Consider the following 26,626-nt stretch of genomic DNA (forward strand, 5'->3'; position numbering starts at 1 on the left):
CTCAACTGCCGGGCGAGGGCGGCCTGTTGGGCGACCGGCCCCGTCAGGGCTCGCACGGCGGGTCGTAGGACAGCCGGGGCAGGTACTCGCTCCAGGTCTCCGGTGTCAGAACACCCCGGGTCATCGTGCAGACGCGGCGTGCGGCCGCCTCGACGTCCAGGTTCCACAGCCGGATGGTGTCGGTGCCGCTCGACACCCCGATCATGTGGCTGTTCGGACTGAACGACAGGAAGGTGCCGCCGTTCCTGGAATTGGGGCTCATCGACTGGCCGATCGCGGTGGCCCTGGCGGGGTCCGAGAGGTTCCAGAGCCGCACGGTGCTGTCGTTGCCGCCGCTGGCCAGAGTGCGGCCGTTCCGGCTGAATGTCAGGGACACGACCGCCTCCGTGTGGCCCGTGAGGCTCTTGCGCTGCGAGGCCCTGTCCGGGTTCTCCAGGTCCCAGAGCCGGACCGAGTTGTCGTCGCCGCCGCTGGCCAGCGTCCGCCCGTCGGGGCTGTAGGCGAGGACGTTGACGGCTCCGAGATGCCCCGTGAGGGGTGCGCCACGCAGGACGGCCCGCCCGGGGTCCGTCACGTTCCACAGCCGGATGGTGCCGTCGGCGCTGCCGCTGGCGAGCGTACGGCCGTCCGGGCTGAAGACGAGGGAGTTGACGTACCCCTTGTGCCCGGTGAGGGGCGCGCCGAGCGGGCGCGGGCGGGACGGGTCGCCGATGTCCCACAGCTGGACGGTGCGGTCGTCATCGGCGGTCGCCAGCAGGTGCCCGTCCGGGCTGAAGGCCAGCGGATCGGCGAACCGGATGTGCAGCGGGACGGGCGGCCCGTGGGGGACGGGGCGGTCCGGATCGCCGACGTTCCACAGCTGCAGGGCCCGGTTCCCCGTCACCATCGCGAGCGTGCGGCCGTCCGCGGAGAACTCCAGCGAGCGCACGCCGCCCTTCGGCCGGAAGGGCTCACCCATCGGCACGGGCCTGCCCGGCTTGCGCACGTCCCACAGCCGGACCCGCCCGTCGAGCGCCGACGTCGCGAGCACCCGCCCGTCCGGCCGGAACACTCCCGTCCGGCCGATCATGTCCGCCGTCGGCAGCGCCCACAGACGGACCTTGTTGTCGCCCGACCCGGTGGCCAGGGTGCGCCCGTCGGGGCTGAAGCCGAGCGCGTACATCTCGCCGCTGCTGCCCGCCAGGGGCGCGCCGACCTGCGACGGGTACGCCGGATCACCGACCTTCCACAGACTCGCCGTGCTGTCCGCGCTGGCGGCGGCGAGCATGCTGCCGTCGGGGCTGAAGGCCACGGACCACACCGGGCCCGTGTGGCCGGTGAGCGGCGCTCCGATCGCCGCCGGGTGACGCCGGTCGGCCATGTTCCAGAGGCGGATGGTGTTGTCCGAGCTGCCACTGGCGAGCGTACGGCCGTCCGGGCTGAAGGCCACGGAGTGCACCGTGGCGGTGTGGCCGGTCAGCGGCTTCCCGACCGGCTCGGGACGCCGCGAGTCCGCCACGTCCCACAGCCGGATCGTGCCGTCGTCGCCGCCGGCCGCCAGCGTCCGGCCGTCCGGGCTGAACGCCACCGACCGTACGGCGGCCTCGTGCCCGGTCAGGGGCTTGCCGAGCGCCCGCGGCCGGCGTGGATCGGCCACGTCCCACAGCCGTACGGTGTGATCGTCGCCGACAGAGGCCAGCGTGCGTCCGTCCGGGCTGAAGGCGACCAGGTAGATCGTGCCGTCGTGGCCGGTCAGGGGCTTGCCGAGCCGCTTCGGGTGGCCGGGGTCGGTCACGTCCCACAGCCGGATCGTGCCGTCGTCGGAGGCACTGGCGAGGGTCCGGCCGTCCGGGCTGAAGACCGCGCTGCTCACCCAGCTGGTGTGACCGGTGAGCGGCTTGCCCAGGGGCTTCGGGCGTTTGGGGTCGGTCGTGTTCCACAGCCGTACGGTCCGGTCGTAGCTGGCGGTGGCGAGGGTACGGCCGTCCGGGCTGAACGTCGTGAGGTAGACCGCGCCGCTGTGGCCGACCAGCGGCGTGGACAGCGGGGCGTTCACGATGGAGATCAGGCGGCTGTTCGCGCCCTTGTCGTCCGGGCGCAGCCGGTGTGCCACCAGGTCCAGCTGCGCGGAGAGCGAGGGGTCGGTGTACTGGACGCGATCGGCCTGGGCGAGCACCTGCTCGAACACGGCTTCGTCCCGCTGCTTCCAGGCGACGACGGCCGCCCCGACGGCCAGCACCGCCAGCACGACCAGGGTCGCCACCGCGCCCCGGCTGATCCAGATGATGCGCCGGCGCAGCCGGACCGAGGCGGCCAGGAACTCCACCGCGCTCCGGGTCAGGAACGTATCCCCGGCGGATTTCGCCCACCCGTGGGCCTGTTCCAGCCGGGAGCCCCGGTAGAGCAGTGAGGTGTCGCGGTCCGACTCCTCCCAGGCCCGGCCGTCCTCCTCCAGACGCTGGCGCAGCAGATTGCCCTGCCGGTCGTCGTCGATCCAGTCGCGCAGCCGCGGCCAGGCGTGCAGCAGCGCCTCGTGGGTGATCTCCACGGTCTCCGCGTCGAGCGTGACCAGCCGGGCGCGGACCAGGGCCTCCAGGGACTCCTCGGTCTTGCCGGGGTCGGTCGACTCCTCCGCCAGCTGGCGGCGGGTGCCCCGCCTGCGCGTGGCCTGGGTGTCCTCGCCCAGCCGGACCAGCCGGAGCAGGAGCAGCCGGGCCGCCGTGCGCGCCGCCGGGTCGAGACCGGACCAGGCCCGCTCGGCGGTCGCCGCGACCGCGCCCTGGATGCCGCCGGCCGCGCGGTACCCGGCGAGCGTCAGCCGGCCCGCCTTCCTGCGCTGCCAGGTGGCGAGCAGGGCGTGCGAGAGGAGCGGCAGCACGCCCGCGCCGTGCGCCCCGCGCGGGCCGTCGGCGCTCACCTCCCGGACGATCAGCTCCGCCAGGCCCGGTTCCAGTTCCAGACCGACGGCCTTGGCCGGGCCCGTCACCGCCTCGCGCAGCTCCGCGGTGGTCAGGGGGCCGAGCACCATGTGCCGGTGCTGGAGCGCGTCGGCCAGTTCGGGATACCGGAGGCACCGCTCGTAGAAGTCGGCCCGTATGCCCAGCACCACGCTTGCCGGGGCCGGGTCGCCGTCACCGGCCGGCGAACAGGCGGCGTGCAGGACCTCGATGAACGCACGGCGCTCCGTCTCGTCGGTGCAGAGGGTGAACGTCTCCTCGAACTGGTCCACGATGACGACCGGCCGGGCACCGGACGGCGCCTCGCGCCGCGCCCAGGCTGCGACGGCGGCGCGGACGTCGGGGGCCCTCGCGACGCGGGGACCCACGGTGGTGGGGACGACGGGGTCCTCCGCGCCGGGAGCGTCGGGTGGGTCGGCCGCGATCACGGCCGAGACGACGGGTGCCAGCTCCGGGATGCACCGGGTCAGCTCCGCCAGGGGATGAACGCCGGGGACGAGCTGCACGACTTCCGTGGCGTGACGGGCCTCGTCGGCACCACCTGCACCACTGCGGTCACTGGACTCACTGGACTCACCGGAGCCGTCCCCACCATCACCACCCTCGCCACCATCATCCAGCGCCCCGTCCCGCAGCGCGGGCACCAGCCCGGCGTTCAGCAGTGAGGACTTCCCGGCCCCCGACGCGCCCACGAGCATGACCAGGCCGCCCGGCCCCGCCACGGCCCGGAGCTGGTCGACGAGCGCGTCCGTGCTCCGCTGCCGGCCGAAGAACCACCGGGCGTCCTCCCTGCGGTAGGAGGCCAGCCCCCGGTACGGGCACACCCCGCCGGGCGGCACGGGCGGGGCTTCGCCCTCCGGCCGCCCCTGCTCCGCGGCTTCCGAGCCGCGCTCGCCGACCGGACCGGCCACCGCCGCTTCCCACAGCCGCTGCCACTGCCCGAGGTCGTACAGGCCCGGGGACACCGGCGTGGGCCGCGTGCGCCGCGCCTCGGGGATCAGCACGTGCAGCACCGCCGCGAGGGCGGTGAACTGAGCGGGTACGTTCCGGGCCCGGCGCCAGTCGCTGATGCGCTGCGCGGACACCCGGACGGGACGCCCGCGTTCGTCGACCCGCTGGAGCCGGACGACCGCTTCGGACACCCGCTTGAGCGGAGGGTTCCCGGCTTCCTTGTACAGCAGTGCGAGGCGCTCCGCGAAGGCGGTACGTGCCCCGGAGTCGGAACCCAAGGTCTCCACTCCTTAACTCTCCGCGCCTGGACGTCCGGACCGGAAAACTCACTCTATATGCCTGACCTGCGGTAATACCGCCTACCCGGAACCGGAGACTCCTCGTCGGTGGCCGGAACTGGCAGGATCCGGACGCAGCAGCGCACTGATCCGGTCGGCTTCCAGCGGAGCCGGACGAGTTGACCCCCACCGTTCGGTACCGGTCCCCACGAGGGGAGGGACCGGTGCCGGACGACGTGGTGATCCTCCCCAGCGGCCAGCGCTCTCCAACCCTGGATAACTGACGACCCGTCAGCTATGGTCGCCCTGCCGCCGCAAGCGACGTACAGGGGTGAGCACAGTGGAGCCACGTCCCGAGAGCCCGCGCCCGCAGGGCGCCCCGCGCTGGGTGGCGATGTACTGCCGCCCGGCCGAGCAGACCTGGCGGACAGCCGCGGAGTCGCCCCACCGCTCGCCCGTTCTGCATGCCCTGGGCGAGATGACACAGACCCTGCGGGCGCGTGGGGACGAGGTGACCTTCACCCTGTGGGGCCCGAAGGACGGCGACTGGCACCGCTTCGACACACCCCGGACGTCCGGCACACCCCTGACGTCCGGCACACCCCCGAAGTCCGGCACCTCTGTCCCCCAACCGACCGGGCTGTCGGAACGCATGACCGGCCGCCGCCACCAGGTCCTCCTGTCCGGGCTGAGCAAGGCGGGCCTCTACGACCTCTCCCCCGAGGACGACGCGACCGTCCAGGCCCTCGCCGAACGCCTCGACGAGGCCGCCGTACGCCGGGTCGCCCACTGGCTGGCGGCGGCCGCCGCACGGTAGGGAGGGCCGGTTCAGCCGGCCTCGCGCTGGGCAGTCAACACCTCGGGTCACCGGCTTCCGGCATCGGCCGGTGGGGGACGAGGGGGATGAACGGAATGAAGGCGCACAAGGTCTCTGTCGACCGCGACCTCTGCTACGGCTCCGCCGAGTGCGTCCACAGGGCCCCGGAGGTCTTCGAGTTCGTCGACGGATTCGGTGCCGTCCGCCCGGGCCGCGAGGAGGCGGGCGACGCCCCGGAGACCCTGGAGGCGGCGGAGAAGTGCCCCAGTCAGGCCATCAGCATCAGCATCACCGTCACCACCACAGCCACAGCCACCGCCGCCGCCACCGACGCGCCCTCGTCACCGGACCGCCCGTAGCGAGGGCCTGTGCCGGTACCGAGCCTGCTCGCGGTCTTCGCCCACCCCGACGACGAGTCCCTGACGGCGGGCGGCACCCTCGCCCGGCACGCGGCGGCGGGCGCCCGCACGGCCGTCGTCACGGCGACCTGGGCGAGGGACACCCCGCGCGCCGCGGAACTGGCCGAGGCGCTCCACATCCTCGGCGCCGGCCGCCCACGCATGCTGGGCTATGCCGATTCCCGCGTCCCGCGGTCGGCGCCGGGCAGCCCGCGCCTGTGCGACGCCCCGCTCGACGAGGCGGTGGGCGCCCTGGTCGCCCAGATCCGGGACTTCCGCCCCGACATCGTCGTCACCCACGACGCCTACGGCGGCCTGACCGGCCACGAGGACCATGTGCACACCCACCGCGTGACCCTGTCGGCAGTGCACGCCGCCGGATTCGAACGCCTCTACCCGGACGCCGGTGAGCCCTGGCAGCCGAGCGCGCTGTATCTGTCCACCCACCCGCACTCCGCCGTCCGGGCGTGGGGCGGCCACCTGGCCCCCACGGGCAAGACGATGCGCACGGTCCCGGACGACCGGGTCACGGCGACCGTCGACGTCACCGGCTGGCTGGACCGGAAAATCGCCGCCGTGCTGGCGCACCGCACGGAGGTGGAGCGGGGAGCAGCCCCGGGCCTGATAGCCGCGCTCCCGGCGCCCGAGCGGGAGCGGTTGCTCGGTACGGAGTGGTACATCCGCCATGAGCTGCCCGCGAAGGCGCCGAGGGAGACCGAGCTCAAGCCATAGCCGATTGATCGGCTCACGTCAGTGCCCGGCCGGAAAAGGCCACCGGAAACCGCCCAGCGCCCGGGCCCTGGCCTCCACGACCGCCATCCGGGCAGCCCGCTCGGCACGGTCCACATGGGCGGTCTGGCCGGTCACCTGGCCCTCCCACTTCCGGTACAGCAGCCCCACCTCGCCCGAGAACCACCCCCGGCTCACCGCGTTCAGCGCGAGCAGCAGCCCCGTGTCCTCCGACGCGGGCAGCGCCATCCAGCCGCCGAGGGCGAGCAGCAGCTCCCGTCGTACGAACAGCGAGGCCGGATGGACCGGGGCGAGGAAGCCGTTGGCCTTCCAGTGCGCCAACACGGCTCCGCGCTCGATCGGCCCGGGGTCGGGGTCGCCCGGGAAACCGGCCGTCGAGCCGTCGGGCATGAGGTCCAGCACCCGCGACGTCGCCCACCCGAGGCCGCGGTCGGCCTCCAGCGCCGCGAGATCCCGCGCGAGCGTGCCCGGCGTCAGCTGGTCGTCGGCGTCCAGGACCTTCACGTACGCACCCTCGGCATGCGCCAGGGCCATGGTCCGAGCGACCCCGGGCCCTCCGGCCCGGCCCTGCCGGAACGTCACCCGCTCGTCGTCGGGCACGTACGGCCGTACGTCCGCGCTCTCCCCGTCCTCCTGGATCACCCAGTGCCACGCCCAGCCCTCCGGCAGCCACTGCTCGCACAGGGACGTGTGGGCCTCCGGCAGGAACCGGGCCGACGGGCCGTGCACAGCGGTGACGACGACGATGCGCCCGCTCACGCCGTAACCCGCGCTGCCACACCGGTCTTCAACCCGTTCCCTCCGGCGACTGCATCTGCCACTCCCATCGCCCCGTCCCACCTGGGGAGGAGCGCTGACAGCCTACCGACGTGCCCCGGGTGGGCCGTTCGGCACCGCGGGCGCCGGGAGCCCGCCCCGGTGTGCGCGGTCGGCGCCCGGGTATGCGCAGCACGGAAAGCCGCTCCAGAGTGGTGAGCACAACGAAAGAGCCCCACATGGTCATCCCGCTTATGAAGCAGGCGGCAGATGAGCAGGGCATGGGTGAGCACGCCACGCTCCGTTCCGACGTGGCGTGGGACAGCGGTGCGGCCAGCGCCGCTGAAGCGCGCCGCGTTCTCCGCGCCTTCCTCGCCCGCGCCCCGCTGACCGGCCGCACACCCGTACCGGCCTTGCCGGCCAGGGACGCCGAACTGATCGTCAGCGAACTCGCCACGAACGCCATCCGGCACGCTCCCGGCCCGTGCGGGCTGGTCCTGCAGCTGTCGGCCGGCACACTCGCGATCACCGTGTGGGACACCTCCCCCGACGAACCGGTGGTGCACAAGCGCGACCGGCACCGCGTCGGCGGGCACGGACTCCACCTGGTGCACACGGTCAGCGACACAGTCGTCGTCGGATTCCGCGCCGTGGGAAAGCAGATCACGGCCCATCTGCGTCTGCGCCCACACCGGAGCGACACGATGCCCACCTCTACCCCCGGGGGCCGGCCGACCCTCTACGAGGTGGGCAAAGCCGCCGACGAGTAAACGGGAGCCGTCAGCCGGGCCAGGTGCCTGTCAGGCGGCGGGTGGCCGTGGCGCCACCGCGGTCGACGGCGGCTTTGACACCGGCGAAGATCGCACCTTGCAGGACAGCTGCCGGCAGCACCTCCCGCCACGTGCGGTGCTCGTCGGTGGCGTCAGGGGCGTCCTCCTCGTGCCCGAGCCGTTTCCAGACCTCCTTGAACACCGCCCCGGCCAGCACACCGCTGAGGGCACCCATGGCCAGGCCGACCGGCTTGTAAGCGATCTTCGAGGCTTTCATCGGTGCCTCCGGGAACGGCGGATGAGCAGCAGTGCGACGAACGCGCCAGCGGCGGCGAGCAGCGTGGTCCGCTTGGCCCGCGCCGCCTCCATGCCGTGGCCGGCCTTCTCACGGACCGGTTGCGGGGCCTTGTCCCGGGCCAGCTCTGCGACGTGCACGGCCTTGTCGCGGACCTGCTCAGTGGCCGCAGCGGTCTTGGCACGTACCGGTTCCGGGGTCCTGTCCTGGACGGCGTGAGCGGCGTGCGTCGCCTTGTCCTTCAGCTGGGCCCTGACCTGTGTGGTCTTCTCGGCAACCTGCTGCCTGACGGCTGCCGTCTTCTCCTGGGTGCGGGTCTTGACGTCGGACTTCGCCGCGAGTGCCTCGACGGTCTCGCCGAGTTCCTCACGAGTTGCCTCGACATGCTCGCGCAGTTCCTCCGGGGAAGGTGCTGCTGCCTCATCGCCCGTGTGTGACTTGTCCGGGATCATCGCTGTGCCTTCTCCTTGACCTCGGCCACATCGGCCTTGACGCTGTCCATGGTCCGCTCGGGCGTCGGCGGCGATGCCTTGCCGACCTGCTGCTTGCCGAGCGCCGCCATCAAGGCGGTGATGGCGGCCAGGACGCCGGTGACGATCAGAGCCGCCAGCCACACGTCCATGGTGAGCGACAGCGCGGCGATCACGGTGACCACCAGCGCCTGCAGGGTGAGCACACCCACCAGTCCGGCGCCGCCGAACAGGCCACCGCCCTTGCCGAACCGCTTGCCCTTTTCGGTCATCTCCGCCTGCGCCAGGCGCATCTCGTCACGCACCAACTGCGAGAGCTGCTGCGAGGCACGCTGCACCAGGTCGCCCACCGGTTCCTGCGCTCCGGCACCGGTGCGGTGGGGGCTGTCTGCCGTCATGCATGCTCACCTGCCCTACGTCGGCGTTCCGGGCGGGCCCCGCGAGTGTTCGCATGGGCCTGGCTCGCCCATTGATCCGGTCGGCTGTCCGGGTACCCCCTGCGGCGCCGCCTCACCGTCCGGGCGTGTGGTCACCCTGCCGTACCTCAGGGTCCAAGACGGCGGCGATCCTCCTCGTCCCACTTCCGGGTGTCGCGCGGCTCGACGTACGGCTCTTCCCCGGCCGGCTGACCGCCCGCCACCGCGCGTTGCCGGGCCATCTCCGAGTCGAACTCCAGGCCCAGCAGGATCGCCAGATTGGTGATCCACAGCCACACCAGGAAGATGATCACGCCGGCGAAGGTGCCGTAGGTCTTGTTGTACGAGGCGAAGTTCGCCACGTAGAGCGCGAAACCTGCCGAGGCGATCATCCAGATCACCAGCGCCAGGAAACTGCCCGGCGTGATCCAGCGGAAGCCGCGAACCTTCGCGTTCGGTGTCGCCCAGTAAAGGATCGCGATCATGATCGTCACCAGGACCAGCAGCACCGGCCACTTCGCGATCGACCACCAGTGAGGGCCGTGTCGCCCACTCCCAGCGCAGTGCCGATCTCCCGTGCCAGGCCGCCGGTGAATACGACGATCACCGCGCTGACCACGGCCATGACCATCAGGACCACCGTCACACCGATGCGCACCGGCAGCACCTTCCACACCGGACGGCCCTCCGGGACGTCGTAGACGGCGTTGGCACTCCTGATGAACGCGGCGACATAGCCGGAGGCCGACCACACCGCCAGCAGCACACCCACGATCGCCATGACCGAACCGATCCCGGCGTTGCCCTGCATCTGCTGCACCGCGTTGCGCAGAACGTCCCGCGCCGCGCCCGGGGCCAGATTCTGGATGTTGTCCAGCACCTGCCGCGACGCCGACTGCCCCACGACTCCCAGCAGCGAGATCAGCGCCAGCAGCGCCGGGAACAGCGCCAGAATCCCGTAGTAGGTCAGCGCCGCCGCCCGGTCGGCCAGCTCGTCCTTCTTGAATTCCTTCAGGGTGCCTTTCAGCACCACCACCCAGGAGCGCTTGGGCAGTTGCGCCAGAGTATCCGGCGCCTGCCGCTCCACCTGCTCATCCGGCCCGGCCTCAGGCGCCCGCGCGGTCTCGGCCTTGTGGTCGGTCGCGCTGTGCCCGCCGTGCCTCCCATGCCGTTTCAGCGTCCCAACCATTGCACCCGGGTATCCAGGGCGTACTCCGCCCACACCCCCATACAGAAGGGGCGCCCCTCACCGCGGGGCGCCCCTTCTGACCTGCAAGGTTCATGACCTGCGCGGAGGCGGTGGGATTTGAACCCACGGTGACATCGCTGCCACGACGGTTTTCAAGACCGTTCCCTTCGGCCGCTCGGGCACGCCTCCCCGCGCCGGCCGTGATCGGCGGCGCGGGACAAGGGTAACGGGTCGGTGCGTGCGGCTGCCGGTCAGTTGTCGCCGACGCGCGAGCCCAGGGTCACGTCGACCGTGTGCTGCTTGCCGTCGCGCTCGTAGGTGATCGTGACCTTGTCGCCGGGCTTGTGGGTCCAGATCTCGCCGATCAGGGTGGGGCCGGAGTCGATCACCCGGTCGTCGAGCTTGGTGATGACGTCGCCGGGCTTGAGGCCGGCCTTGGCGGCCGGGCCGCCGGGCTCGACCGGTGAAGCGGCGCCGCCCGCGCCCTCCTTGGAGATCTGCGCGCCGCCCGAAGTGTCCTCCAGCGAGACGGACGCGCCGATCTTCGCGTACACCGGCTTGCCGGTCTTGATCAGCTCCTGGGCGACGTACTCGGCCTGGTTGATCGGGATGGCGAAGCCCAGGCCGATCGAGCCGGACTGGCCGGTGCCGAAGCCGCCGTTGCCGGTGGACTGGATCGCGGAGTTGATGCCGATGACGTTGCCCTGCGCGTCCAGCAGCGGACCGCCCGAGTTGCCCGGGTTGATCGAGGCGTCGGTCTGCAGGGCGCTCATGTACGACGCCTGGCTGCCGCTGCCGTCGCTGGAGGCGACCGGGCGGTTCTTGGCGCTGATGATGCCCGTCGTCACCGTGTCGGACAGGCCGAAGGGTGCGCCGATCGCGATCGTCGCGTCGCCGACCGCCACCTTGTCCGAGTCGCCGAGGGTGAGCGGCTTCAGGTCCGACGGGGCGTCCTTGAGCTTGATGACCGCCACGTCGTAGCCCTGCGCGTGCCCGACCACCTGGGCGTCGTACTTCTTGCCGCTCGGGAACGTCGCGGTGAGCTTGCCGCCGTCCACCGCGCCGGCCACGACGTGGTTGTTGGTGACGATGTGGCCCTGCTTGTCGAAGACGAAGCCCGTGCCCGTGCCGCCCTCGCCGCTGTTGCTCTCGGCCTCGATCGTGACCGTGCTCGGCAGCGCCCTGGCGGCCACGCCCGCGACCGTGCCCGGGTCGCGTTTGACGTCGCCCCCGCTGCTGGAGGCGGAGACCGTCGTCGAGCCGCTGCTGTCGTCGTTGTTCTTCGCCAGTGTGTAGCCGAGACCGCCGCCCAGGCCGCCCGCGACCAGCGCGGCCACCAGGAGCGCGGCGACCAGACCACCACGGCCACGGCCGGACTTCGGCGCCGGCTGCTGGTACGAGGAACCCCAGCCGCCGCCGGAACCGGAACCACCGTCGCCGTACGGGGAGGTGGGCGGCGGGGGCGGGGGCCAGGAGGGGTCGGGAGCGGAGGAGGAGACACCGTGATGCGCGGTGTCACCAGGAGCGCCCTGGCCGGGGGCGGGCCGGCCGGGGGCGGGCTGTCCCTGCGGGTCCTGTCCGTACGGTCCCGGCCCCTGGGATGCCTGCCCCTCGGGCGCCGGAGCAGCGGGAGCGTCCACCGGCACGGGGGGTGCGGACGGGGCGGGGGGTACCGCGGTGCCCTCGTTCTCGGTGCTCACAGCTTCTCTCCTCGATCCACGGCTGTTTCCTGGGTCGCACTCGGTCACGCTTTTTCACGCTGGTGACGGTCCGGCGCGATACAGCTGTGCTTGTCCCTTTGTATGGCGTCAGCTTTTCCCACTGGCCGTCAGAGCACCATAAGCGGTGGCTGTGGGTCCGGGGCCATTCTTTATATAGGTCATTACCGACGAAAAGGATGCAATTCCAGTGTCTCCGTCCGGACCTGTGAATCCGCCGGGTCCGTCCGACCAGACGCGTACCCGCGCGCGGTGGCACCATGACGCGGTGACTCACGCTCGACAGCATGTGATTCAAGTCGTCGCCCACCGCGGTGCCTCCGAGGACGCCCCGGAACACACCCTGGCCGCGTACACCAAGGCGATCGAGGACGGCGCGGACGCCCTCGAATGCGATGTGCGCCTCACCGCCGACGGCCACCTGGTGTGCGTACACGACCGCCGGATCAACCGTACGTCCAACGGCCGCGGCGCGGTCTCGGCCCTGGAGCTCGCCGACCTCGCCGCCCTGGACTTCGGCTCCTGGAAGAGCGGTGAGGCCTACAAGGGGCGCGACGAGGACCCCGACTGGGAGCACCGCCCGGAGGACCGTGAGGCGACGTCCGTCCTCACGCTGGAGCGGTTGCTCGAACTCGTCGCCGACGCCGGGCGCCGGGTGGAACTGGCCATCGAGACCAAGCACCCCACGCGCTGGGCGGGGCAGGTCGAGGAGCGGCTGCTGGTCCTGCTGAAGCGGTTCGGCCTCGACGCCCCGGCCACCGCCGAGGAGTCCCGGGTGCGGGTCATGAGCTTCTCGGCCCGCTCGCTGCACCGCGTGCATGCCGCCTCGCCGACCCTGCCGACGGTGTACCTGGCGCAGTTCGCCTCGCCCCGGCTGCGCGACGGACGGCTGCCCCCGGGCGTGCCGATCGCGGGCCCGTCCCTCCGGATCGTGCGCAACCACCCCCTCTATGTGGAGCGGCTGAAACGGGCCGGCCACCAGGTGCACGTGTGGACCGTGAACGAGCCCGAGGACGTGGACCTCTGCGTCGGCCTGGGCGTCGACGCCATCATCACCAACCGCCCGCGCGCGGTGCTCGACCAACTCGGCCGCTGAGGTCCGCCGAGCCCATAAGTCCCACCAGACTCACGCACACCTCTTGACCTCATACCTTGCCGGACGGGATCCTCGCGTCTCGGCCACACCGATGAAATCCAGCCACGCGATTACGGGGAGTGCTCCGGCGCGTTCGATCCGTATTCGATCGTGGTGAATGCGTCACCGGACGTGGATTGGCCGGTTTCCGGTACAGGCCAATGGGGCATCCACACCGTGGCGTGGGGCGAAGGAGGTCTCGGGGGTGGCGTTGGTGGTGGCACAGGAGGTGCCCACGTCGTCGAGCATGGCCGTACCCCATGGCCCTGCGGGCGTGGGGGAAGCGAGACACCGTATGCGTGCACAGTTGCGCAGAGGTGGCGTAGCGGAATCGGTCATCGACGACGCCGTACTGATCCTTTCCGAACTTTTGAGCAACGCGTGCAAACACGGCAGGCCCCTGGGCGACGCGTTCTCCGGTGACGGTGACGTCCGGGCCGCGTGGCGCGTGGACCCGTCCGGCCGGCTCATCGTCGAGGTCACGGACGGCGGCGGCCCGACCCGTCCCGCCCCCGCGACCCCGTCGGTCACGGCGCACGGCGGCCGGGGGCTGAACATCATCACCGCGCTGGCCGACGACTGGGGTGTGCGGGACGACATCCGCGGCGAGGTCACCGTCTGGGTCGTCGTCCACGCCGACGTGTACGACCCGGACGCCGGCCACCGCCGCGACGACTTCGCGACCCGTGTGACGGCCCCGGCGGTGTCCCAGATACCCGGACTGGACTTCGCGGACGCCTTCGACGACATGGACTGACCCGGCACCGGCCCGGCCCAACCTGTTACTCGCAGGGTCCGCCTTGTCTACACGGGCCGCCTCGGCCACAGGGCCCGCCCTGTCACGGGGTTCGCGTTGTCCACAGGTCGACAGGCCCGTGTAGTCCACAGCCCCGCGCCGCCCCGGACCCGCGTTGTCCACAGGACCCCGCTCCCCGGGGCACGAACGGCTAGGCTCGCGACCGTACGAGACGAGCCGTAACCGGGAGACCCATCGATGGCCAAGAAGCGACCCCAGACGAAGGCCAAGCGCCCGCAGATCACCGACGGAGAGATCCCGGTCGTCGGCGCTCGTGAGCCCTGCCCCTGCGGCAGCGGCCGCCGCTACAAGGCCTGTCACGGCCGGGCCGCGGCCCACGCCGTGACCGAGCTGGTGCACCGCCCCTTCGAGGGCCTGCCCGGCGAGTGTGACTGGGTGGCCCTGCGCGAGCTGGTCCCGGCGGCCACGGCCGGGCTGACGCTCAAGGACGGCCTCCCCGAGGACGTCCCGTCGGTCACGCTGGCCACGGTCCTGCCGATGGCCTGGCCCGCCCTGCGCCGCGACGACGGCTCGGTCCTCCTCGGTCTGCAGAACGACACCTCGTCGGGCGACCTCAGCCGCGACCTCGCCGACATCCTCCAGCGCGCCCTGGAAGCCGAGCCCGGCACGCCGGTGCAGGGCCGCCGCGCCCCGGCCGACGGACCGCGGCTCCAGGATCTGCTCGACCCGGAGGGCGCCTTCGAGCCAGAAGTGCACAGCGGCTTCGAGTTCTGGGTGCCGGACCCGGACAACGCCACACCGGAGGTGACCGCCTCCCTGGAGCGGGCCAACGCCGCGGCCATCCCGACCGTCAAGCTCCAGAGCGTGGACGCCGCGTACTGGTGCGAAACGCCCGAGAAGAACCATTTGCGGTGGGTCATGCCCCACCCCGAGGAGCAGCTTCTGGACGCTCTCGCGCGGCTGCACGCCGCGGGCCGGTCGAGCCTGGGCGAGGGCACACGTCTGGTGGGCTCCTTCCGCGCTCACGGGCTCACCGTGCCGGTCTGGGACCTGCCGAGCGGGGTCAAGGCCGAGGACGTGGAGAAGCCGGCGGCCGAGTTCGCCGAGCGCCTCGCCGCCGCCCTGGCCGCGGACGCGCCGCTGACTCCGGACGAGCGCCGCGCGCGTGGCGGTCTCACCAACCGGCAGGTCACGCTCAGCTGACGGCTCGGCACAGGGCCCGGTCCGGCCCTTCGACGGCCGGCCGGACCCTCGCGCTCGGACAGGTGACGCCCTTCACAACTGCCGGTCGGGACAAGCCGATCGGTGACCGGAAAGGGCGAGATCGAATTTGCGAACCGCCGATCTCTTGTTACCGTTCCAGTAGCCCGGTTGCTGGTGCATCCCCCGTCGCCAGCAACCGGGTCTTTTCATGCGCGCGGCCGTTCACCGAACGCAGCCGCTCCTCAACTGCCCGCTGCCGTGGGCGAGTTGCTTCCCGAGCGCAGCAGCAGCGGCCCCTGGCCGGCCCGCCGGGCGAACTCCGCGACCGCCGTGTACGCCCGCAGCTCCCCGCGTGCGGGCTCGCGGGGCGTCTCACAGGTCCCCGGCTCGTCCTCGGCGCCCACCGCGCAGGTGATCCGCACGGTCCGGGCGCCGGGCCCCATCAGACTCAGTACGGCGTCCAGCGTCTCGCCGGTCGCGTTGCGGTAGTAGGTCCGCGCCCAGGTGTCCGCGGCCTGCGTCACGACACAGGTCTGCGCCTCGACGCCCTCGGGAGAGGAGAGTTCGGGACCGCAGCGCGCGGCGGTCGACAGGCCCGGGCCGAGGGCGGGGAGGCCGGCCCCGGCGGAAGGCTCCTCACCGCCCGCGGACGGCGTGGACGAACGCTCGCCGGCATGGTCCACCGAGCCCCCGGCACGGGTCGTATCCCCTGAACCGCGGGAGCCCGGGGAGCCCGCGGACGCCACCGCCAGGGGCAGTGCGACCGCGCACGCCGCCACGACACCCGCGAGGGCGAGAAACCGGAACTCTCTGAGGTCCCGGGGACGGCCCCGGGAATGACGCGGCATGACCCCGGAACTTAACGCCCCGGGGCGGAACCCGGGCTCGGCGCGCCCGACAGTCCTAGAACTCGGGCGCGCTCACACCCGTACGAGTGAGGGCCTCGACCACGGCGTCCACCACGGCCTCCACATCGGGCACCCACGGCGAGGCCGAGCCGGGCAGCGGCGCCCGCTCCCAGCGGATCTCGCCCTGGCCCGTCTCGGACGGGGGCAGCGCGAGGTAGCCGCCCTCGCCGTGGAAGCGGAGAGAGCCGGGCACGAAGTCCTTGGCGTAGAGCAGTTCGCCGAGCTGCTCCATGGAGTACGGCTTGACGAGGATGGCCCACCGGCTGGGGGAGGCGACGACCGGGCCGAGCCGCAGCCCCGAGCGGTCGAGCGCTTCGAGGGCGCGGGCGGCCGGCAGGGCCGGCAGGGAGACCGCGCAGGGGGCCTTGCCGCCGGTGGCCAGGACGATCGGCGCCGCCGGCCGGTTGCTCCACCACCAGCGGACCATGCGCCCGTCGGTGGTGGCCGCGAGCAGGCCGGGGTCGAAGGGGTGCGCGCCGGGCACCGTGCACTCGGGGTCAGGGCAACCGCAGCGGCCGCGCCCCTCGGGGTCCGCCGCCACGCCCGGGAGTACGGGCCACTGCCATTCCGTCGCGTAGGTCAGGGCCGCGCCGATCAGCTCAGGCCTCCCGTCGCTGCGCTTGGACAGGAGCCTGCGTCGCCTTCCGAGGATCTCGCGCATGAGCGCTCGTTCCTTTCCGTTGCACGCCGGCAACACCGTGGTCCACATCACATCATGTGTCGATCACTTCACTGTGCGTACCTGTTGGCGCATCACACCCCTGCCGTGGGCAAGGGGAACCCCTATGGGTCGAGCTTTGGCTGCCTCCGCGGCCGTCCCGCCCATACTGCGTCTATCAAAAGCACGGGCGTGGCGTAGGGGTGGCGAAGTATGGCGTTTGCCGTCGCGCGTATTTCTCTCCGCCTCCGCCACGGGAGGATGGGGCACGGTCGTCGGTGGATAGGACGCCCGGGTCCGTCACCAGGTTCCGGGTAGTTCGCAACCACCCCTGGCCTTCACCGAGTACGTACCCATCACGACCGTTGTGACGCTCGGTCGAGCAAGCCCAGTCGACCGCAATAAGCCGTCCCTTGCGGCAGTTTTAAGCCAACTTTGCATTTAAGCAAGAGGAAGGAGAGTTGTTCCCTCAAACCTCATGGACACCAGGAATCCCAGCAGGACAATGCTGGACATCTCCTCACGAGTGCGTGTACATGTGGAGACACTGCTAGCGGCGCAGAATGACATGGGGGTTTGCGATGCTTTTGAGCAGTACGCGCTGGTCGGAAAGCCGGACGCCATGAACGCCCCGCACCCTCCGAAAGTGGCTGGAATCGATTCAACGGTTCCGGCACCCGCACACACTGTCGCGCCCGTCGCGGCGGGTTCCTCCCCGCCTGCCCCGCCAAACCCTCCGGTCCCACCGGGCGCGGTACTCCAGGACCGTCTCGCCGGCTGGGTCTCCGACCTCACCACTCTGCACGAGCTGACCGAGCGTCTGACCCGCACGTCCGCGCTCGATCAGGCGCTCCAGGAGCTGCTGCGGGCCGGCGCCGCCCTGGTGGGCGCCCGCCGCGGCCTCGTCGTCCTGGAACCGGGCGACGGACTCGGCCCGGACACCACCGTCGGCCTGGGCCTGGCCCGCGCCGACCTCGGCCACATCGAGACCGTGCCCCGCAGCGCCCTGTCCTACGGCCGGATCCTCGACGGACTGTCCGGCGGCGAGGACGGCATCGCCGAGCCCGACCTGTTCGCCCAGGAGGGGCTCGACCCCCGCCACCGCGAGGTCGCGGCCCGCCTCGGCTACGCCGCCAGCTACGCCCTCCCCCTGACCCCCGAGTCCGCCGCGTCCCCCGATTCCGCCGGATCCTCCGAGTCCGCCGACCGCCTCGGCGCCGTCGCGTGGCTCTACGACGAACCCGCCGAACCGATCGAACGGCAGCGCCACCTCGTCGGCCTGTACGTCCGGTACGCCGCCGAGCACCTCTCCCGGCTGCTCGAGCTGGAGCGCACGCGTGCGGCCATGGCGACCATGTCGGACGAGCTGCTGCCCGCGCGGCTGCCGCGGGTGGCCGGTGTCCAGCTCGCCGCCCGGCACCGCACCGGCCCGCGCGGCGGCGGCGACTGGTACGACGCGCTGCCGCTGCCCGACGCCGCCCTCGGCCTCGCCGTTGGGTCCGTCACCGGAGCGGGGCCCAGCGCGGTCGCCGCGATGGGCCGGCTGCGGGCGTCCCTGCGCGCGTACGCCGTGATGGAAGGGGAGGACCCGGTCGCCGTCCTGTCCGACCTGGAGCTGCTGCTGCGGCTGACCGAGCCGGCCCGCTCGGCCACCGCCCTGTTCGGCTACTGCGAACCGGCCGCCCGCAAGATCACGCTGGCCGGTGCCGGGCACAGTCCGCCGCTGTTGATCGGCCAGCGCCGCACCGAGTTCGTGGAGACGTCCGTCTCCGCCCCGCTGGGCATGCTCGCCTGCTGGGAGGCGCCGAGCGTGGAGATCCTCGCCGAGCCCGGAGAGACGGTTCTGCTGTACACCGACGGGCTGCTGCACCGCACCGGCGAGACCATCGACCGCGCCTTCGCCCGGCTGCACGCGGCGGCGGCCGGAGCGCCCCGGGCACTGCGGTGCGACCCCGGCGCCCTCGCCGACCATGTCCTGCGGAACGTGCTGCCGGACGGGCTGGACGAGGGGGTACCTCCCGGTCGAGCGAATTCGAGACTGGGGGAGGACGGAGCGGAGGACGTCGTCCTGCTGGCGGTGCGGTTCGAGTAACGCTCCTCGTCATCGCCCTGAGGCCGCTTCCCCGCCGCCGTAGAGTGGAGGGCGGTCCAGCGCCGTATCGAGGAGGATGACCGCCGTGGCAGAAGAGCCTTCGGACACCCCGGAGACTGCCGAAGAGGAGCCGATCAAGCAGCGGAAGAACGGACTGTACCCCGGCGTGTCCGACGAGCTTGCCGAGAACATGAAGAGCGGCTGGGCCGACACCGAGCTGCGTGACCTCCAGCCCGTTCCCCAGGCCGCCGAGACCGCCGCCCGCCGGGCCGCGCTGTCCGCGCGCTTCCCGGGCGAGCGGCTGGTGATCCCCGCGGGCAACCTGAAGACCCGCTCGAACGACACCGAGTACGCCTTCCGCGCCTCCGTCGAGTACGCCTACCTCACCGGCAACCAGACCGAGGACGGTGTCCTGGTCCTGGAGCCCAAGGGCGACGGCCACGAGGCGACGATCTACCTGCTGCCGCGTTCGAACCGGGAGAACGGCGAGTTCTGGCTGGACGGCCAGGGCGAGCTGTGGGTCGGCCGCCGGCACTCCCTCACCGAGGCGGAGCAGCTGTACGGCATCCCCGCCTCCGACGTGCGCGAGCTGGCCGGGGCGCTGCGGGAGGCCACCGGCCCGGTGCGGGTCGTGCGCGGGTACGACGCCGGTATCGAGGCCGCGCTGACCGACAAGGTCACCGCCGAGCGCGACGAGGAGCTGCGGGTCTTCCTCTCCGAGGCGCGGCTGGTCAAGGACGAGTTCGAGATCGGCGAGCTCCAGAAGGCCGTCGACTCGACCGTGCGCGGCTTCGAGGATGTGGTGAAGGTCCTCGACAAGGCCGAGGCGACCTCCGAGCGGTACATCGAGGGCACGTTCTTCCTCCGCGCGCGGGTGGAGGGCAACGACGTCGGCTACGGCACCATCGCCGCGGCCGGGCCGCACGCCTGCACGCTGCACTGGGTGCGCAACGACGGGCCCGTGCGGTCGGGTGACCTGCTGCTGCTCGACGCGGGCGTGGAGACGCACACGTACTACACCGCCGACGTCACGCGGACACTGCCGGTCAACGGCCGCTTCAGCGAGATCCAGCGGAAGATCTACGACGCCGTGTACGAGGCCCAGGAGGCCGGGATCGCCGCGGTGCAGCCCGGGGCGAAGTACCGGGACTTCCACGATGCCGCGCAGCGGGTGCTGGCCGAGAAGCTCGTCGAGTGGGGCCTGGTCGAGGGGCCGGTGGAGCGGGTGCTGGAGCTGGGGCTTCAGCGGCGTTGGACGCTGCACGGCACCGGGCACATGCTCGGGATGGACGTGCACGACTGCGCTGCCGCGCGGACCGAGACGTACGTCGACGGTGTGCTGGAGCCGGGGATGTGCCTGACCGTCGAACCGGGGCTGTACTTCCAGGCCGACGATCTGACGGTGCCGGAGGAGTACCGGGGTATCGGTGTGCGGATCGAGGACGACATCCTCGTGACGGAGGACGGCAACCGGAATCTGAGCGCGGCGTTGCCCCGGCGGTCGGATGAGGTCGAGGCTTGGATGGCCTCCGTCAGGGGCTGAGGTTCGGGTGCGGGTGATCTGTGGCTGGTCGCGCCCACGCGGTGGAGCCGCAATCAGACACAGCCCCGCGTCCCCAAGGCGTCCAGGAACAGCGTCCCCGCAAGGAGAGGGGCGCTGCCCCGGGGAATCCAGGCGCGTGCCCGAAGATCTTTGTCCAGGGCCGACAGGGCCGCCGCCCCCGGCTCCGTGGCCGTACCGCCCGCTTCCAGCACACCGCGTGCGCCCGCCTGGACATGGCGTAGACCCATCGGACCCGCTGTGTGGAGCAGTTCGGTGTCCTGGAGCGTCGACATCACCGTGAGCAAGGCGTCCAGGCGGGCCTGGGGCTCGGAAGCGCCCTGGACACGGGCGGTGGTGAGGGTCGTCAGGGCCCGGCGGACGTGCGGGAATCCCGCCCTGGCCTCGCCCCGGGCACCGGCCGCGCCGTAGCGGGCCGAGACCGTGGAGCCGCGTGAGGGACGGCGCGGCGCGCGGCGGTCCGGGTGGGCGGCGATGTGCTGGGCCAGGGTCGTCGTTTCGGCCGGGTCGGCGCCCGGTTGCAGCGCCGCCGCCGCGACCAGCAGGCCGAGCGTCCACAGAGCGCCCCGGTGGCCGCCGCCCGCGAGTGCCACCGTGTGTTCCGTCGAGCGGCCGATCGCGCCCAGTTCCGCACGGAGACGGGCACTGGGTTCGCCCGTGCGGCGGGCCGCGGCGGCCATGGCCGTGAGGCCGGGGAGCAGTGCCCTGGCCGACCAGCACAGGGCGCGGTGGTCCCGGCGGGTGGCCCGGGCCGTCAGGTCGCGCGGGTCGGGCAGGCCCGGCTTGGGGGCCAGGGCCAGCTGACCGACCAGCGCGTCGACGGCGGCGTGTGCGAGTGCCTCGTCCTCGGGGCTGCTCATCGCCGTACCGGGGGCGGTGGAGGTGTTCCGGTGGTTTCCCGTCATGGAAGGGGGAACTTAGGGACGGCACCCGTCAGGTGTGTGAGGCCGGGCTGAGAGCCGACTGTGAATCGACCGGCGGCATCCGGACAGTGATCGGAAAACCGCAGGTCAACGGTAGTTGGCGTGTGAGATCATGGCCGACCTTGCCGGTCCGACTCGGGGAACAGGCGCGATCATCATGAAGAACGTCCAGACGGCGCTGACCATGCAGGACGCCATCCTCACCCTGCAGAAGTACTGGAGCGACAACGGCTGCATGATCACGCAGCCGTTGAACACCGAGGTCGGAGCCGGTACGGCCAACCCGGCCACGGCACTGCGGGTGCTCGGTCCCGAGCCGTGGAGCGTGGCCTACGTGGAGCCGAGCGTGCGGCCGGACGACTCGCGCTACGGCGAGAATCCCAACCGGCTGCAGACCCACACCCAGTTCCAGGTCATCCTCAAGCCCGACCCGGGCAACCCTCAGGAGCTGTACCTGGGGAGCCTGGAGGCGCTCGGTGTCGACCTCGGCGCGCACGACGTGCGGTTCGTCGAGGACAACTGGGCCTCGCCCGCGCTCGGCGCCTGGGGGCTGGGCTGGGAGGTCTGGCTGGACGGCATGGAGATCACCCAGTTCACCTACTTCCAGCAGGTCGGCGGTGTCGCCCTGGACCCGGTGTCGGTGGAGATCACGTACGGCCTCGAACGCATCCTGATGAACCTTCAGGGCGTCGCCCACTTCAAGGACATCGTGTACGCGCCGGGCATCACGTACGGCGAGGTGTTCGGGCAGAACGAGTACGAGATGAGCCGCTACTACCTCGACGACGCGGACCTCGACACCAACCAGCGGCTGTTCGACGCGTACGCGGCCGAGGCCCGGCGCCTGCTCGATCTGGAGCTGCCGGTCCCGGCGTACACGTACGTGCTCAAGTGCAGCCACACCTTCAACGTGCTCGACGCGCGCGGTGCGATCAGCACCACCGAGCGGGCCAAGGCGTTCGCGCTGATGCGCGGCCTGACGCACGAGTCGGCCAAGCTCTGGGAGCGGCGGCGGGCGGCGCTGGAGCATCCGCTCGGGGTGGCGGCCGCGCCGGCCCCGGCCCAGCGGGCCGCACTGCCCAAGGTGCCCGACGCCGAGACACTGCTGTTCGAGATCGGCGTGGAGGAACTGCCGTACGCCGACGTCCCCGCCACCACCGAGGCGGTGCGCGAGTCGGTCACCGCCAAGCTGGCCGCGACCCGGCTGGGGCACGGCGCGATCACCGTGATGGCCACGCCGCGCCGGATCGTGATCACCGTCGAGGGTGTGCAGCCGCGCGAGCGGGACACCATGCGGACCGTGCGCGGCCCCAAGGTCGCCGCCGCCTTCAAGGACGGCGCTCCGACGCCTGCCCTGCTGGGCTTCGCCCGCAGTCAGAGGGCCGAGCCGACCGACGTGCGGATCGTCAACGTCAAGGGCGTCGAGTACGTGGCCGTCACCCGCCACGAAGAGGGCCGTCCGGCCGTCGAGGTGCTCAGCGATCTGCTGGCCGAAGTCGTTTCGGGGCTGCGCGCCGGCCGCAACATGCGCTGGAGCGACCCGGGTCTGTCGTTCTCACGGCCCGTGCGCTGGCTGCTCGCCCTGCTGGGCCGTACTCCCCTGCCCGTGGTGGTCTCCTCGCTCGCCTCGAGCGACACGACGCGGGTGCAGCGCCAGGCCCCTGACCCGGAGGTCCGGGTGACCTCCGCCGAGGGCTACCCGCACTTCCTGCACATGCACGGCATCCTGCTGGACCGGGACGCCCGGCGCGGTGCGGTGGTCCGTGGTGCCCTGGAGGCGGCGGCCGAGGTGGGCGGGCGGATCGACGTGGAGGGGCAGGCCGATCTGATCGACGAGATCACCGACATCCTGGAGTTCCCGTATGCCGTGCGGGGGTCGTTCGACGAGCGTTACCTCGAACTGCCCGCGAGCGTCCTGACCACCGTGATGCGCAAGCACCAGCGCTATCTGCCGGTGCTGGACGGTGAGCGGCTGATGCCGCACTTCGTCACCTTCGCCAACGCCCTGTGTGACGACGACGTGGTGCGGGCGGGCAACGAGGCGGTGCTGCGGGCCCGTTACGAGGACGCCGCGTTCTTCTGGCGGGCGGATCTTAAGGTGCCGCCGGCGGAGTTCCGGCGCCGGCTGGACAAGCTGACCTTCGAGGACCGGCTCGGTACGGTCGCCGACCGCGCCGACCGGCTCGCCTCCCTCGCCGTGGACCTGGCCGGGCGGGCCGGTCTTCCACAGGAGGCTGTCGACGTCGTCCGGCGCGCCGGTGCGCTGGCGAAGTTCGACCTGGCGTCGCAGATGGTGATCGAGTTCTCCGGACTGGCCGGGGTGATGGCCGAGGAGTACGCGCGCCGGGCCGGTGAGTCCGCCGAGGTCGCGCGGGCCCTGGCCGAGATGGAGCTGCCGCGCTCCGCCGGCGGCGCCCTGCCGGCCGGGGACGCGGGGGCCGTGCTGTCGCTCGCCGACCGGTTCGACCTGGTGACCGGCATGTTCGTGATCGGGGCCGCGCCGACCGGGAGCTCCGACCCGTACGGGGTGCGCCGGGCCGCGATCGGGCTGCTGAATGTGCTGCGGAGCCTTCCCGCCGTGGCCGGGGTGCGGGTGAGCGAAGGGCTGCGCGCGGCGGCCGTACGGTATGCCGCGCAGGGCGTCGAGGTGCCGGCCGAGCGGGTCGCCGAGGCCGCCGAACTGATCACCCGGCGCTACGAGCAGCAGCTCACGGACGCCGGGCACGAGCACCGGCTCGTGCAGGCCGTCCTGGTGTGGGCCGACCGGCCCTCCCACGGCGACCGCACCCTGGCCACGCTGGAGCGGCACATCGGCACGGAGGAGTTCGAGGCACTCGCTGCCGCGTTCCAGCGGGTGGTGCGCATCCTCCCCGAGGGCGGCGTCGAGGCGGCGGATCCCTCCCTGCTGACGGCGCCCGCGGAGCGGCGTCTCGCCGAGTGCGCCGACGCCGTACGCCAAGCACTGCAGGGCCGTGAGGACGACCTCGGCGCACTGATCGAGGTTTCCGCCCCGCTGGTCGAAGCGATCAGCGCCTTCTTCGACGAGGTGCTGGTGATGGACCCGGATCCGGCGGTCCGCGCGGCCCGGCTGGCGCTGCTCACGCAGGTGGCGGAGCTGGCGCGTACGACGCTGGACTGGGGTGCGCTGTAGGGGGCTGACGGTCAGGGGACGGACGGTCAGAGGGCGGAGGGTCAGAGGGCGGGCGGTCAGGGGACGGACGTTTCACGTGAAACACCGCCTCCGAGCCGCTCGGGCGTCGGCGGAAGTCAGACCGCCATCAGGGGCGCGGCGTCCTCGCGCCACTTGAGGATCTTGTCGAAGCTCACCACAGCCCCGCCCCGGCCGGGCTTGTTGCCGATGTGGACATGGTCGGCGAGCTGCTCGATGAGACACAGCCCTCTGCCGTTCTCCGAGTCGGTGTGCGCGGGCCGGATCGGCGGGCGGGACCGGTCGGCGGACCCCGCGGGGAATCCCGGGCCCGCGTCGGCGACCTCGATCCGGCACTTCTCGCCGTCGAGATACGCCGTGACCCGGTACGCCTCCGATCCGGGGCCGCCGCGTGCCGTGTCCCCGCCGTGCTCCACGGCGTTCGCGCAGGCCTCGCTGAGGGCGACGGAGAGGTCGTAGGAGATATCGGGATCGACGCCCGCGGTCTCCATCGTGCCGATCAGAAGGCGCCTGGCGAGCGGCACGCTCGCAGCTTCGCGCCGCAGATGGAGTGACCACCAGATGCTCATGCTCCAGCCTCCTGGCCGCGGCTCGACATACCGTTACGTATTGCCCTGAGTCCCCGCATGTAAGCGTGAAGTTGACGTGACGCCGCCCATACGGCGGATGCGCCCTAGCCCTGATCGGTGTATGTGGAGGGACGGGCGGGGCCAGAGGGTGACGTTCCGGTCGTACGGCATCTTGTGGACCTGCCGCACGAGGCCTGGGTGGCCAGTGCGATGATGAGCCCGCCATGACTGCCCCCCACGCGTGCGCGACGCGCTCCGGACTCACGCTCCGGATCCTGCGGGCCGCGGTGTTCGCCGCGGTCTGTGTCGTGCTGGCCGGGGCAGGTCACGCGCTCGCCTCCTGCGACGGCATTCCGCTGTGGACGCTGGGCGCCGGGTTCCTCGGGGTGCTCGCCGTGGCGGCGCCGTTCGCCGGGCGTGTGCGCTCGCTGGCGGGGATCGCGGCGCTGCTCGCGGTCGGCCAGACGGTGTTGCACACGCTGTTCGGACTCGGTCAGCACGGTACGGCCGCCGTCACGGCGTCGGCGCCCGCGGGCACGGGTGACGCCGCGCTGGTCCAGCAGGCCGCGCGGTTGGTGTGCGGCACGACGGCCGCGGCGATCAACCCGGCACAGGCGCACAAGATCCTCACCGACGCCCGGATCCAGCCGGCCGCGGGCGCGCACACGCATCTGACGTCGGACGCCGGGGTGTCGGCCTCGCTGTGGCCGTCCCTGCCGATGCTGCTCGGCCATGCCCTCGCGGCGATCGCCGCCGGCTGGCTGCTGCGCCACGGCGACCTGGCCCTGCTGCGGCTCACCGAACTGTCGGCGCAAGGGGTCACGGAAGGGGCGCTCGTGCGCTCCCTGTGGGCCGCGCTCGCGCTGGTGCGCGCTCTGCGCGCCGGGCTGCCGGGGGCCCCGGATGCATGCCCGCGCCCCGTGCACGCCGTGCGGCCCGCGCCTGCGATGCCGCGCACGACCGCGCTTCAGCACACGGTGATCCGGCGCGGTCCGCCGACCGCCACGGCTCGCGCCTCCGCACTCGCCCTCGCCGCCTGACGCGACGCGACCACCACTCCGCCTTTCGGACGGTTCGGAGGGGATCGCCGTCGTGCGGCACGCGCGCGTGCGCGCATCCCCCTTCATCCTCCCGACTCGACTCACAGCGGAGTGTTCCCTTCCATGAAGGCTTCCCGTATCGCCGCGGCCGGTGCCGCCGCCGGTGTCACCGTTCTCGCCCTGTCCGCCCCCGCCTTCGCGCACGTCAGCGTGCAGCCCGAGGGCGACGCCGCCAAGGGCGGCTACGCGGTCGTCGACTTCAAGGTCCCCAACGAGCGGGACAACGCCTCGACCACCAAGCTCGAGGTCACCTTCCCCACCGACCACCCGCTGGCCTCGGTGATGCCGGAGCCGATGCCCGGCTGGAAGATCGACGTCACCAAGTCCAAGCTGGACAAGCCGCTGGAGCTGCACGGCGAGAAGATCTCCGAGGCCGTCACCAAGGTCACCTGGACCGCCGACGGCAAGGGCATCCAGCCCGGCTACTTCGAGAAGTTCCCGCTCTCGATCGGCCAACTGCCCGAGGACACCGACCAGCTGGTCTTCAAGGCCCTCCAGACGTACTCCAACAAGGAGGTCGTCCGCTGGATCGAGGTGCCGCAGGAGGGCCAGGAGGAGCCCGACAACCCGGCCCCGGTGCTGGAGCTGTCCGCCGCCTCCGAGGACGGGCACCACGCCTCCTCGGGCGACGAGGCCTCCGACGCCAAGTCGGCCGAGAAGGCCTCCGCCGACACCGCCGCCGACTCCACCTCCTCCGGCGGCACCGACACCACCGCCCGCGTCCTGGGCATCGTCGGCATCGTGGTCGGCGCAGCGGGCGTCGCCTACGGCGTGCTGGCCGGGCGTCGGCGCACCAACGCCTGACGC

The 26,626-nt window shown here is 72.1% G+C and carries 22 protein-coding genes, 1 tRNA gene and 1 pseudogene; 12 read left to right on the forward strand and 12 right to left on the reverse strand.

Annotated features, from left to right (window positions below; all coding sequences use genetic code 11):
- Window positions 1-43: 43 nt before the first annotated feature.
- Window positions 44-4,174 carry a hypothetical protein gene (locus ACIBL4_RS35095; protein ID WP_399415828.1) on the reverse strand — a complete coding sequence of 1,377 codons (4,131 nt, stop codon included), beginning with the start codon at window positions 4,172-4,174 and terminating at the stop codon, window positions 44-46.
- A 331-nt stretch (window positions 4,175-4,505) separates the two neighbouring features.
- Between ACIBL4_RS35095 and ACIBL4_RS35100 the strand changes: the two genes are divergently transcribed.
- The 3 genes from ACIBL4_RS35100 to ACIBL4_RS35110 all read left to right on the forward strand — a co-directional run bounded on the left by ACIBL4_RS35100 (window position 4,506) and on the right by ACIBL4_RS35110 (window position 6,112).
- On the forward strand, window positions 4,506-4,982 hold the full coding sequence (locus ACIBL4_RS35100; protein ID WP_399415829.1) for a hypothetical protein: 477 nt from the start codon (window positions 4,506-4,508) through the stop codon (window positions 4,980-4,982).
- A gap of 95 nt (window positions 4,983-5,077) precedes the next feature.
- Complete coding sequence (locus ACIBL4_RS35105) at window positions 5,078-5,341, forward strand: ferredoxin (RefSeq protein ID WP_399415902.1); 264 nt, start codon at window positions 5,078-5,080, stop codon at window positions 5,339-5,341.
- Between the two features lie 9 nt (window positions 5,342-5,350).
- Window positions 5,351-6,112 (forward strand): PIG-L deacetylase family protein, encoded by a 762-nt coding sequence (locus ACIBL4_RS35110; RefSeq protein WP_399415830.1) that lies wholly within the window; start codon window positions 5,351-5,353, stop codon window positions 6,110-6,112.
- Between the two features lie 18 nt (window positions 6,113-6,130).
- On the opposite strand, the gene ACIBL4_RS35115 is transcribed toward ACIBL4_RS35110, so the two are convergent.
- Window positions 6,131-6,889 carry a glycosyltransferase family 2 protein gene (locus ACIBL4_RS35115; RefSeq protein WP_399415831.1) on the reverse strand — a complete coding sequence of 253 codons (759 nt, stop codon included), beginning with the start codon at window positions 6,887-6,889 and terminating at the stop codon, window positions 6,131-6,133.
- A gap of 236 nt (window positions 6,890-7,125) precedes the next feature.
- Here ACIBL4_RS35115 and ACIBL4_RS35120 point away from each other — a divergent pair, with 236 nt between their 5' ends.
- Entirely contained in the window at window positions 7,126-7,656 is a 531-nt protein-coding gene (locus ACIBL4_RS35120) for an ATP-binding protein (RefSeq protein ID WP_399415832.1), read from the forward strand.
- 10 nt (window positions 7,657-7,666) lie between these two features.
- On the opposite strand, the gene ACIBL4_RS35125 is transcribed toward ACIBL4_RS35120, so the two are convergent.
- The 6 genes and pseudogenes from ACIBL4_RS35125 to ACIBL4_RS35150 form a co-directional block, all read right to left on the reverse strand.
- On the reverse strand, window positions 7,667-7,933 hold the full coding sequence (locus ACIBL4_RS35125) for a DUF4235 domain-containing protein (protein ID WP_399415833.1): 267 nt from the start codon (window positions 7,931-7,933) through the stop codon (window positions 7,667-7,669).
- Window positions 7,930-8,403, reverse strand: a complete 474-nt coding sequence (locus ACIBL4_RS35130) for a DUF3618 domain-containing protein (RefSeq protein WP_399415834.1) — start codon at window positions 8,401-8,403, stop codon at window positions 7,930-7,932. The genes ACIBL4_RS35125 and ACIBL4_RS35130 overlap by 4 nt, the downstream gene beginning before the upstream one ends.
- The gene (locus tag ACIBL4_RS35135) at window positions 8,400-8,819 is read right to left on the reverse strand and encodes a phage holin family protein (RefSeq protein ID WP_399415835.1); all 420 of its coding nucleotides are present in this window, start codon (window positions 8,817-8,819) and stop codon (window positions 8,400-8,402) included. Before ACIBL4_RS35135 ends, ACIBL4_RS35130 begins: the two co-directional genes overlap by 4 nt.
- 146 nt (window positions 8,820-8,965) lie before the next feature.
- Window positions 8,966-10,026: pseudogene (locus ACIBL4_RS35140) on the reverse strand (YihY/virulence factor BrkB family protein).
- A gap of 102 nt (window positions 10,027-10,128) precedes the next feature.
- Window positions 10,129-10,215, reverse strand: a tRNA-Ser gene (locus ACIBL4_RS35145).
- A 62-nt stretch (window positions 10,216-10,277) separates the two neighbouring features.
- Window positions 10,278-11,726, reverse strand: a complete 1,449-nt coding sequence (locus ACIBL4_RS35150) for a S1C family serine protease (RefSeq protein ID WP_399415836.1) — start codon at window positions 11,724-11,726, stop codon at window positions 10,278-10,280.
- A 286-nt stretch (window positions 11,727-12,012) separates the two neighbouring features.
- Here ACIBL4_RS35150 and ACIBL4_RS35155 point away from each other — a divergent pair, with 286 nt between their 5' ends.
- From ACIBL4_RS35155 to ACIBL4_RS35165, 3 genes are all read left to right on the forward strand, one after another.
- The gene (locus ACIBL4_RS35155; protein ID WP_399415837.1) at window positions 12,013-12,840 is read left to right on the forward strand and encodes a glycerophosphodiester phosphodiesterase; all 828 of its coding nucleotides are present in this window, start codon (window positions 12,013-12,015) and stop codon (window positions 12,838-12,840) included.
- Between the two features lie 157 nt (window positions 12,841-12,997).
- Complete coding sequence (locus ACIBL4_RS35160; RefSeq protein ID WP_356928248.1) at window positions 12,998-13,636, forward strand: ATP-binding protein; 639 nt, start codon at window positions 12,998-13,000, stop codon at window positions 13,634-13,636.
- Between the two features lie 237 nt (window positions 13,637-13,873).
- On the forward strand, window positions 13,874-14,839 hold the full coding sequence (locus ACIBL4_RS35165) for a DUF5926 family protein (RefSeq protein ID WP_399415839.1): 966 nt from the start codon (window positions 13,874-13,876) through the stop codon (window positions 14,837-14,839).
- Between the two features lie 242 nt (window positions 14,840-15,081).
- Here ACIBL4_RS35165 and ACIBL4_RS35170 read toward each other — a convergent pair whose 3' ends face one another.
- The gene (locus ACIBL4_RS35170) at window positions 15,082-15,687 is read right to left on the reverse strand and encodes a hypothetical protein (RefSeq protein ID WP_399415840.1); all 606 of its coding nucleotides are present in this window, start codon (window positions 15,685-15,687) and stop codon (window positions 15,082-15,084) included.
- 55 nt (window positions 15,688-15,742) lie between these two features.
- Complete coding sequence (locus tag ACIBL4_RS35175; RefSeq protein ID WP_399415841.1) at window positions 15,743-16,408, reverse strand: bifunctional DNA primase/polymerase; 666 nt, start codon at window positions 16,406-16,408, stop codon at window positions 15,743-15,745.
- Window positions 16,409-16,910: 502 nt separating this feature from the next.
- Between ACIBL4_RS35175 and ACIBL4_RS35180 the strand changes: the two genes are divergently transcribed.
- On the forward strand, window positions 16,911-18,497 hold the full coding sequence (locus ACIBL4_RS35180) for a PP2C family protein-serine/threonine phosphatase (RefSeq protein WP_399415903.1): 1,587 nt from the start codon (window positions 16,911-16,913) through the stop codon (window positions 18,495-18,497).
- Window positions 18,498-18,573: 76 nt separating this feature from the next.
- Window positions 18,574-20,040 (forward strand): aminopeptidase P family protein, encoded by a 1,467-nt coding sequence (locus ACIBL4_RS35185; RefSeq protein ID WP_399415842.1) that lies wholly within the window; start codon window positions 18,574-18,576, stop codon window positions 20,038-20,040.
- Window positions 20,041-20,093: 53 nt separating this feature from the next.
- Here the strand turns inward: ACIBL4_RS35185 and ACIBL4_RS35190 are convergent, their stop codons facing one another.
- On the reverse strand, window positions 20,094-20,918 hold the full coding sequence (locus ACIBL4_RS35190; RefSeq protein WP_399415904.1) for a triphosphoribosyl-dephospho-CoA synthase: 825 nt from the start codon (window positions 20,916-20,918) through the stop codon (window positions 20,094-20,096).
- Between the two features lie 220 nt (window positions 20,919-21,138).
- On the opposite strand from ACIBL4_RS35190, the gene ACIBL4_RS35195 reads away from it, so the two are divergent.
- Window positions 21,139-24,132 carry a glycine--tRNA ligase gene (locus ACIBL4_RS35195; protein WP_399415843.1) on the forward strand — a complete coding sequence of 998 codons (2,994 nt, stop codon included), beginning with the start codon at window positions 21,139-21,141 and terminating at the stop codon, window positions 24,130-24,132.
- A 116-nt stretch (window positions 24,133-24,248) separates the two neighbouring features.
- On the opposite strand, the gene ACIBL4_RS35200 is transcribed toward ACIBL4_RS35195, so the two are convergent.
- Window positions 24,249-24,719 (reverse strand): ATP-binding protein, encoded by a 471-nt coding sequence (locus ACIBL4_RS35200; RefSeq protein WP_399415844.1) that lies wholly within the window; start codon window positions 24,717-24,719, stop codon window positions 24,249-24,251.
- Between the two features lie 224 nt (window positions 24,720-24,943).
- Here ACIBL4_RS35200 and ACIBL4_RS35205 point away from each other — a divergent pair, with 224 nt between their 5' ends.
- Window positions 24,944-25,759: a hypothetical protein gene (locus ACIBL4_RS35205; RefSeq protein WP_399415845.1), complete on the forward strand. Its 816-nt coding sequence runs from the start codon at window positions 24,944-24,946 to the stop codon at window positions 25,757-25,759.
- Window positions 25,760-25,882: 123 nt separating this feature from the next.
- Complete coding sequence (locus tag ACIBL4_RS35210; RefSeq protein WP_399415846.1) at window positions 25,883-26,623, forward strand: YcnI family protein; 741 nt, start codon at window positions 25,883-25,885, stop codon at window positions 26,621-26,623.
- The last annotated feature ends 3 nt before the right edge of the window (window positions 26,624-26,626 follow it).

The sequence above is a fragment of the Streptomyces sp. NPDC050416 genome (assembly GCF_044458845.1).
In the GTDB taxonomy this organism is placed as follows: Bacteria; Actinomycetota; Actinomycetes; order Streptomycetales; family Streptomycetaceae; genus Streptomyces.

Coding starts and splice junctions, on each gene's coding strand:
- ACIBL4_RS35105 (WP_399415902.1), top strand. CDS start 5,078: ATGAAGGCGCACAAGGTCTCTGTCGACCGCGACCTCTGCTACGGCTCC.
- ACIBL4_RS35120 (WP_399415832.1), top strand. CDS start 7,126: ATGGTCATCCCGCTTATGAAGCAGGCGGCAGATGAGCAGGGCATGGGT.
- ACIBL4_RS35125 (WP_399415833.1), bottom strand. CDS start 7,933: ATGAAAGCCTCGAAGATCGCTTACAAGCCGGTCGGCCTGGCCATGGGT.
- ACIBL4_RS35130 (WP_399415834.1), bottom strand. CDS start 8,403: ATGATCCCGGACAAGTCACACACGGGCGATGAGGCAGCAGCACCTTCC.
- ACIBL4_RS35135 (WP_399415835.1), bottom strand. CDS start 8,819: ATGACGGCAGACAGCCCCCACCGCACCGGTGCCGGAGCGCAGGAACCG.
- ACIBL4_RS35160 (WP_356928248.1), top strand. CDS start 12,998: ATGCGTCACCGGACGTGGATTGGCCGGTTTCCGGTACAGGCCAATGGG.
- ACIBL4_RS35165 (WP_399415839.1), top strand. CDS start 13,874: ATGGCCAAGAAGCGACCCCAGACGAAGGCCAAGCGCCCGCAGATCACC.
- ACIBL4_RS35170 (WP_399415840.1), bottom strand. CDS start 15,687: ATGCCGCGTCATTCCCGGGGCCGTCCCCGGGACCTCAGAGAGTTCCGG.
- ACIBL4_RS35175 (WP_399415841.1), bottom strand. CDS start 16,408: ATGCGCGAGATCCTCGGAAGGCGACGCAGGCTCCTGTCCAAGCGCAGC.
- ACIBL4_RS35180 (WP_399415903.1), top strand. CDS start 16,911: ATGCTGGACATCTCCTCACGAGTGCGTGTACATGTGGAGACACTGCTA.
- ACIBL4_RS35185 (WP_399415842.1), top strand. CDS start 18,574: ATGACCGCCGTGGCAGAAGAGCCTTCGGACACCCCGGAGACTGCCGAA.
- ACIBL4_RS35190 (WP_399415904.1), bottom strand. CDS start 20,918: ATGAGCAGCCCCGAGGACGAGGCACTCGCACACGCCGCCGTCGACGCG.
- ACIBL4_RS35195 (WP_399415843.1), top strand. CDS start 21,139: ATGAAGAACGTCCAGACGGCGCTGACCATGCAGGACGCCATCCTCACC.
- ACIBL4_RS35200 (WP_399415844.1), bottom strand. CDS start 24,719: ATGAGCATCTGGTGGTCACTCCATCTGCGGCGCGAAGCTGCGAGCGTG.
- ACIBL4_RS35205 (WP_399415845.1), top strand. CDS start 24,944: ATGACTGCCCCCCACGCGTGCGCGACGCGCTCCGGACTCACGCTCCGG.
- ACIBL4_RS35210 (WP_399415846.1), top strand. CDS start 25,883: ATGAAGGCTTCCCGTATCGCCGCGGCCGGTGCCGCCGCCGGTGTCACC.